Here is a 7,769-nt window from a genome sequence, read left to right as displayed (position 1 = left end):
CCAGTTCTAGGACAACGAGAAATGGGTGGCTTTCCTGTGCTAGGCTTTCTTTGCATGAAATGAAGGCCGTCACCGCTATGTTGATGACGTGCAGATAGGGAGGTATGCGTTGATTGAGATGTTTCGAACTGAAGGTCGCGTAACCTCACCAGTTGATGATATGGGTGATGGCAGTTGGATAAGGCTCAGCGCGCCAACGCTTGATGAAGTAGATACGATTGCTGATACCTTTGGGCTTGAGCGCGATGATGTGCTGTCTGCAACTGACCTTGAGGAAAAGGCACGTGTGGAGTATGAGGGCGACACCATGTTGATATTGGTCGATGTACCCTCATCAGGCGAGATCCATGGTGAGCAGGCACGCAACACAGTGCCTCTCTGCATTATTCTGACCAAGTCGAATGTTATTACGATTTGCTCGGAGCGCTTTGCTTTGTTGGATGATTTTTCATCGGGCAAGGTACGCGGGTTCTCGACTTGGCGACATAGCCGTTTTGCTTGCAGTATTTTGTTGCGTTTAGGCGTGTTTTATCAGCAGGTGTTGGTGGATATTGACCGTAAGCGACTTGCTCTTGAAGGGCGAATGGATCGCAGTATCAACGAATCTGACCTTTTTGATTTGCATACTTTAGAGTCATCGTTGGTATACCTGTCAACCTCGCTGCAGGGCAATGCCAATGTGCTTGGACGCTTGCGTCGCTCTTCTCGACTTCTGCAGCATGAGGGGCTTGATGAAGAGCTTGAAGATGCTGTTATGGAGCATCAGCAGGCAATTGAGATGGCACAAATTTATCGCAACGTTATTGACGGTACGCGTGATCTGATGTCTTCGGTGATGGATCTGCGTCTTAATGAGGTTATGCGCCGTTTAACAGTCATCACGGTTGTACTGTCAATTCCGACGATTATCTCGGGCTTTTATGGTATGAATGTCGATACACGTTGGATGCCTTTTGCCAATACGGTGCACGGCTTTACCCTGATTAGCTTACTGACCGTGCTTGTTTGTTGGCTACTTATTATTCTGCTCAAGAAACGCCGTGTATTTTAGAAGTTGGTTAGAACGTATTTTTGATCAGAGGCACTGCCAAACGTAGTGCTCTCTGATCTTCGAGATACTTCTACAGATATTACGTTTAACACCCTAAAATTGATGTGATGTACATCAAAGGCTATTGGCATTGCTTACCAAATACCAAGAAGATGCTGGACAACCAGACTGGTAGCGATGATACCAATCCAGCAGCAAAAACCTAGAGCAATAGGTTTGCCGCCCGTACGGACGAGTTTGACGATATCAGTATTAAGGCCAATCGCTGCCATCGCCATGATAATAAAGAACTTACTGAGGTCTTTGAGTGGTGCAAAGATAGTGGTAGGTAATCCAAATGAGCTTAAGATTGTGGTAACAAGCGATGCGAGTACAAACCACAATAGAAACATAGGGAAGGCGCGTTTAAACGAAAATGTGCTTGCACCTTTATCCTTTTCATGATGAGCATGGAACAACGCAAGAACAAGTGTAATAGGGATAATGGCAAGCGTACGCGTTAATTTGACGGTGACAGCCTTGTCTAGTGTTGCAGTACCTAGGCCGTAGAGCGCATCCCAGCTGGCTGCAGTAGCGGTAACTGAGGAAGTATCATTAACAGCAGTACCAGAAAATATACCGAAGGCTTCACCACTAGTAGTACTAAAGCCCAGGGCTGCTCCGATAGCGGGAAATGCTAGAGCAGCAATGAGGTTAAAGAGAAAAATAACTGACATTGCCTGCGCAACTTCCTCATCATCAGCATCTACTACTGGAGCGGTTGCAGCAATGGCGGATCCTCCGCATATAGAAGAACCCACACCGACCAAAATTGAAATCTTGGAAGGCACCTTAAGTATTCGATGCATTAGGTATGCCACAATCAAAGAGGCGCTGATGGTAAGTACAATGATGGGTAATGATTGTGCACCAGTTTGGGCGACAATACGCAGGTCAAGACCAAATCCCAAGAGTACAACAGCTGCTTGAAGGATTTTCTTTGAGGTAAAACTGATGCCCATATCATACTCAGAGCGATTTTTGAAAAAAAGAGCAACAATCATGCCTGCCATAATGCCAAGAACTGGTCCTCCTACTACAGGAAATAATGTGCCAAGCCACCAGCAGGGAACAGCAATTGCGAAGCATAGTAGGATACCTTTAGCGTTATCTTTTGCAAAGCTCGGCATAAATCTCCTTGTTTGAGTTGGACGTCTGACAAATCGGTCTTGTCATGATACATCCGAGAATGCTGAAAAATGCTAACTTCATCTAGTTTCCGGCTTGGCTATAAAACTCAGCAGTTTTTCTATTGATGTGCCTGCTGATTTTATGCCTTACATAGAGGGATTATTTGGGGCAATACAGCTGTAGGACAATTTATGAGTGCTCTCTTCATAAGAAAAAAGGGAGGAACGTAAAGCTCCTCCCTCATCTAATATCCGTTCAGCTCTTGGTGGCTTATTAGTTTTTGCCAGCTAGCGCCTTGAAATTATAGGTCTTTCCATATACGACAACGGTGCCATCATTGTTGAAGACAATGTCTTTGAGTTTTACATTGGGAAGTTCACAGAAGGCATCATTAAACTCGTTTTCGCTCATACCGTAGAGCGCGCTATACTTAGCGATTATCTCTTGGTCGCTCATGCCCGCATTAGGGCTTTTGGACTCTGCTTGTTCGATGGTAATACCGGGATACTTTGACTTGGGGTTGGAATAGACGCTGGTATAGCTGCCATCCTCAAAGTAGACGACCCAGCAACCCTTGTTGGTCTGCACGATACGGGTGGCCTTCTTCTCAACCTCCGGGGCTTCTTTTTCGTTTTGATTTTCGTCCTGATTGTTATCTTCAGCGGGTTGTGTCCCATCTTTATCAACAGTTGCGGCATTTCCCCAGCCGTTTTTGCCTTCGGGTCGTGCTTCGGGGTGGAGTACCAAATACTTGAGAGTAGCAACAACATCGCGGGCATTATCAGAACCAAAGGTAGAACCACCATCACGGCAGAACTGAATGATGGTATCGATACTGACATAGTGATAGTGATCATAGTGAGGAATGACAAAGGCATTGCGGCTCTTGTCAAAACGTGTGGTGTGAGCTGCACCGCCGTAGCTAAGTTTGTCTAAAGGTACAATTAGCTTTGCTTCCACATCATCGTATTCAAAACGCTCGTTATCTTTTATGGGATCGAAATGCTTGCCGTGAGTAGGATCGTACTCTTCAATCTTAATATCAGGGTAAAGATTGCTGGGGTCATCGCGAGTAATACTTTCGGTACCATCAGCATGGCGCAGATGCCAGTGGTCTTCGTGATGTTCGATACCCACAATACGTTTGGGGTCATTGGGGTCCTGCTTGATAGGGGTTACTTTAGTTTTGCTTGGCTTGTTAGGTTTGCCATGCTCACCAATATAGTTTTCGATTTTGATATTGGGGAAGATGCGTGCTGGATTGTCATGTGTGATGAACTCACTACCATCCTTGGTATAGGCATGCCAATGATCACCGTGTTTGGCGATGCGAACGATAGGCTGCAGGGATAGCTCGCGCAAGCCTACGACACGTACAATACTTAGACCGCCAGGTAGTTTGGGCAGACTCTTGTTTTGTTTTGCACCTGTGGTTTTGTTGGTCCTTGCCTGTTGGACATTGGGCTTGGAGCTACTGTGATCAGCGTGAGAACCCGTGTAGGTCCCTACTATTGCATGGGGGTAGTAGGGGCGAGGATTGGTGTAAGTTACAAACTCAGAGCCGCCAGCAGTAAAAATATGCCAGTGATTGCCGTGCTGGAGAATTGTGACCACGGCATTAGGATCGATGCGGGCGAGCTCCTTGCCTGTGACAACCTTGGCGGTCTTTTTGAGGTCACGAGAACTTTTTGCCTTGGCAGGATCGGTATAAGTGATAATTTCACGACCGTCTTTGGTAAAGACATGCCAATGATCCCCGTGCTGAACCACTTTTACAATCTCGTTGGAATCAACTTTGGAGTCAATTAAGACCTCAGTAGTGTGGTCTACTTGGAAGTTTTGAGTTTTCTTTTGGATTGCTGCGGAAGCCTCTTTTTGGTTTTGGGCAGCAGGAGAAGTGGGTTTTTGACCGTAGCTACAAGCGCTCGCGGCAAGAGCGAGACAAAGGGCACCAGAAAGCGCCGCTTTCTTTGGGTTATTCATTTTTAGAAATTCCTAACGTTTTTTCACAATCAGACTAATAACGAGAATAAAGACGCTAATCAGCACAATTACCGCACCGGGGCGCAGGTTGTAGTAGTACGAAATAAATAAACCTGCATACACCGAAATGAGCGAAATGACGATGGCAATAGCCAAAGTACCTCTATAGGTGCGACCCAGCTGCATAGCGCCAATGACTGGTACAACAAGAAGCGAAGATACGATGAGTGAGCCGATGGTCTTTGCAGCGATGGAAACCGTAATGGCCACCATGAAAGAAAATGCAAAGCTCAAGGTCTTTGCCTTGATGCCAAGAAGTGCTGCGGCTTCGGGATCGAGCACACTGAGGTAGAGCTTGTCATAAAGCAGACGATACGCAATGAGAACGACACAGGCAATGATAATGACGAGGTAAAACTCCATATCACTAATGGTCACGATGGAACCAAAAAGGTAAGAGCTAATGGAGTTGCTGTTACCCGCAAGGCTGGTAAAGATGCCCGCTAGGCCAATTGCAGAAGCAAGTACGATAACAGCAGAAATTTCTTGATAAGCTTTGAGTTTGCTGCTCATGAGTTCGGTTGCAAGACCTGCAATAATGCAGGCAACAATAGATCCCAGCAGTGGATTAAAACCAAAGCAAAGACCCGCAGCAACACCAGCTAGCGAAGCATGTGAAAGCGTATCACCCATCATCGATAGGCGCTTGAGTATGATAGGAAGACCAATGCAAGGCAAGATAATTGCCAAAATGCTGCCTACCATAAAGGCACGTTGCATAAATTCATACTTAAACAAGGTCTTCCATACCTCCCTTCCACAGCCTGGGGTCCAGTTCAGAGCAGCTACCGTTTTTAAGACGCACAATTCTGTCGACAAAATCTGTCGCTTCAGCGGGGTGATGCGTTACCAGTACAATCGCGCGTCCTTCATCGGCAAGCCCGCGCAAAATTTGATAGAGCTCAGCCGAAAAAATCTTGTCGATTCCTGAGGTTGGTTCGTCAAGAAGGATGAGACGAGCGTCTTTTGCGAGCGCCAAAAGGAGTCCAACACGCTGAAGTTGACCACCCGAGAGCTCACTAAGACGGCGATTTGCATGATCTTTGAGTTCTACTGTCGCCAAAAGATTGGTGATGCTTGCCTTCTTTTTAAGATGACGAAGCTCAATGCGCACTACTTCTTCAACCGTAGTGGGAAAGTATTTATAGCCCAATACTGCATTCTGTGAAACATAGGCAATGTCACGATAGTGATTGTCGATAGCGCGCACATCACCAAAAAGATTTATGTGACCGGAACTAGGTTTGAGCCTGCCCAAGATTAGATTCATCAAGGTAGACTTACCAACACCATTTTCACCAATAAGAGCAAGGAACTGCCCTTCATCAACTGAGAGATTCAGCTGATGAAGGACGGATTCCTTTTCGTACGAAAAACTTAAGTCGCTGATAGCTAGTGCGTTTGCCATAAGAAAATCTACTTATCGAAAGACTTCATAATCATATCAAGGTTGCGTTCCATAAGGCCAAGGTAGCCGAGGTCCTTTTCCTCATCGGTGGCGCTTTCCATAGTATAGATGCTTGCGGTCTTTACGCCGGTATTTTTTGCGAGAGTTTCAGCTACCTTGGGAGTTGCGGTGCCCTCAAAAAATATCGTAGTGACCTTGTGCTGCTTAACAAAGTCGGCAATTGTAGCGAGCTGCTGAGCAGAAGGCTCGTCCTCGGGAGAAATGCCAGTTACTGCGACCTGCTTGAGACCATAGTCGTTGGCAAGATAGTTGAATGCAGCGTGTGACACGATGAGATAGCGCTGGTCTGCGGGGACAGAAGAAATTTTCTCTTGGAACTTTTTGTCGAGGGCATCAAATTTAGCAGTTGCTTCATCAAGGTTCTTTTTGTAGTACTCAGCATTATCAGGATCAATTGCGGAGAGCTTCTCGTAGATAGCGTTGAGCTCCTTCTTTGCATTCTTGATGCTCAGCCATGTATGGGGATTGACGCCACCGTGGTGATGATGGTGGTGCTCGTGCTCCTCGTCCTTCTCGTCATGATCCTCGCTGTCGGAGTGCTCATGTTCGTGTTCTTCTTCATGCTCGTGCTCTTCTTCCTCATCATCGTCGCTTTTGAGTAAGGAGAGATTCTCAGAAAGATCGAGGAATTTATTGTCATCATTGGCAGTCTCTTTGAGATCGTCAATGAAGGACTCCATTCCCGCACCGTTGTAAATGATGAGATCTGCTTCGGAAATTTTGCCCATTTCGGAAGCTTGTAGTTCAAAGTCGTGAGGCTCTTGGTTGCCAGTGATAATCATTTCGACGTTCATCTTGTCGCCGGCGATAGTCTTGGTGAGGTCATAGATGGGAAAGAAGCTGGTGTAGACCGTTTTTTTGGCGCCAGACTGCGTACTCGCGCTGCCTGAACCTGTAGCTTGTTTGCCAGAAGTGCCACAGGCTGCCAAGGGGAGAGCTAGAAGGGCTGCTGCTAACGCAACTGCAAGCGTTTTAACGAATTTCTTGTGCATCATATCTCCTTGCACGTTTGCCAGATTCTCATTTTGAAGTGATTATTGAGCTGTTCAGACAGGCAATTCGGCACTCAAGTGGGTGACAAATTTAAAACATGCTCAATTCGAATTCGAAAATGAGAATCAATATTAAATTGGTCTGAAGAAGAGTAGCACAGTTGGGGACTAAAGGTATTGGTCTTTTTTTAAAAAGTTAAGTCCATAAAACATTCGTTTTTCTGTCATTCGCAGGTGTGCCACTTTTCTGCTCTGACTAGCTGCGTGGTGTGGGTCACCGTACATGCGCCCAGCGCAGGTAGTGCGACAGAGCCGTGAGTGTCCGCGGGGGGCTCAAGAGCATGATATGAATTGCCTCCCAGTCCTTAGATACTAGGAATGGGAGGCAAGGTGGGGTAGCGATTATGACTATGGCTCGCACTCGTCAAACTTTACGAGCAGTGCACTTGAAATGCATAAAAGCAGTGCAAAAGACGTTGCGAGCCTATGCTTCGAGAGTATTGCGGCCGTATGCCTTCTGCCAGTTGGCGGAAAACTCGTCAACAGCAATAGCGGTACCAGGGTGATCGATCATGGCACGGATGACATCGGGAGCAACGGTCAAAGCAGGGCAACCTGCGGCGAGCAGTTGATGTACTTGATCGACATTCTTGAAGGAAGCAGCGCAAACCTTGGAATCGATGTTGTAGATTGCCAGCGTATCAACGAGTTCGGCAACCTGACCAACACCATCACCATAGTTGCACATACGATTGACGTAAGGAGCCAGATAATCCGCGCCAGCCTTGGCTGCCCAGAATGCCTGGTCGGGCGAATAGATACCCGTAGCCAAAATGTTGATACCCTCTGCCTTGACGGCAGGGATAGCCCGCAGACCTTCGCGACTCACAGGAATCTTGACTAACATGTTTTTGCCGCCACGTAAAGAAGCAATCATACGAGCCTCTTTAAGGATTCCTTCATAATCGGTGGCAATAACCTGTACAAAGACCTTTTGATCCTGTCTCTTATACACATCTGACGCTGCCGACGAAACCTTATGGGT

The 7,769-nt window shown here is 46.7% G+C and carries 7 protein-coding genes; 1 reads left to right on the top strand and 6 read right to left on the bottom strand.

Annotation, left to right across the window (positions count from 1 at the left end; all coding sequences use genetic code 11):
• Positions 1-118 precede the first annotated feature (118 nt).
• On the top strand, positions 119-1,051 hold the full coding sequence (locus Q0X25_RS06150; protein ID WP_298580044.1) for a magnesium transporter CorA family protein: 933 nt from the start codon (positions 119-121) through the stop codon (positions 1,049-1,051).
• A gap of 134 nt (positions 1,052-1,185) precedes the next feature.
• Here the strand turns inward: Q0X25_RS06150 and Q0X25_RS06145 are convergent, their stop codons facing one another.
• The 6 genes from Q0X25_RS06145 to Q0X25_RS06120 all read right to left on the bottom strand — a co-directional run.
• Positions 1,186-2,220, bottom strand: coding sequence for a YeiH family protein (locus tag Q0X25_RS06145; RefSeq protein WP_298580041.1), 1,035 nt, complete (start codon positions 2,218-2,220; stop codon positions 1,186-1,188).
• Positions 2,221-2,494: 274 nt separating this feature from the next.
• Complete coding sequence (locus Q0X25_RS06140; RefSeq protein WP_298580038.1) at positions 2,495-4,204, bottom strand: hypothetical protein; 1,710 nt, start codon at positions 4,202-4,204, stop codon at positions 2,495-2,497.
• Positions 4,205-4,216: 12 nt separating this feature from the next.
• The gene (locus tag Q0X25_RS06135; RefSeq protein ID WP_021735618.1) at positions 4,217-5,002 is read right to left on the bottom strand and encodes a metal ABC transporter permease; all 786 of its coding nucleotides are present in this window, start codon (positions 5,000-5,002) and stop codon (positions 4,217-4,219) included.
• The gene (locus tag Q0X25_RS06130; protein WP_298580033.1) at positions 4,995-5,672 is read right to left on the bottom strand and encodes a metal ABC transporter ATP-binding protein; all 678 of its coding nucleotides are present in this window, start codon (positions 5,670-5,672) and stop codon (positions 4,995-4,997) included. Before Q0X25_RS06130 ends, Q0X25_RS06135 begins: the two co-directional genes overlap by 8 nt.
• A gap of 8 nt (positions 5,673-5,680) precedes the next feature.
• Complete coding sequence (locus tag Q0X25_RS06125) at positions 5,681-6,724, bottom strand: metal ABC transporter substrate-binding protein (protein WP_298580030.1); 1,044 nt, start codon at positions 6,722-6,724, stop codon at positions 5,681-5,683.
• Between the two features lie 484 nt (positions 6,725-7,208).
• Positions 7,209-7,769 (bottom strand): transaldolase family protein (locus Q0X25_RS06120; RefSeq protein WP_298580028.1); only part of this gene is annotated, 561 nt, incomplete at its 5' end.

The sequence above is a fragment of the uncultured Olegusella sp. genome (genome assembly GCF_947253395.1).
GTDB lineage: Bacteria > Actinomycetota > Coriobacteriia > Coriobacteriales > Atopobiaceae > Olegusella.
Note: the sequence above shows the minus strand (reverse complement) of the source record. Positions and strands in the feature narration are given on the sequence as shown.

Coding starts and splice junctions, on each gene's coding strand:
- Q0X25_RS06125 (WP_298580030.1), bottom strand. CDS start 6,724: ATGCACAAGAAATTCGTTAAAACGCTTGCAGTTGCGTTAGCAGCAGCC.
- Q0X25_RS06140 (WP_298580038.1), bottom strand. CDS start 4,204: ATGAATAACCCAAAGAAAGCGGCGCTTTCTGGTGCCCTTTGTCTCGCT.
- Q0X25_RS06130 (WP_298580033.1), bottom strand. CDS start 5,672: ATGGCAAACGCACTAGCTATCAGCGACTTAAGTTTTTCGTACGAAAAG.
- Q0X25_RS06145 (WP_298580041.1), bottom strand. CDS start 2,220: ATGCCGAGCTTTGCAAAAGATAACGCTAAAGGTATCCTACTATGCTTC.
- Q0X25_RS06150 (WP_298580044.1), top strand. CDS start 119: ATGTTTCGAACTGAAGGTCGCGTAACCTCACCAGTTGATGATATGGGT.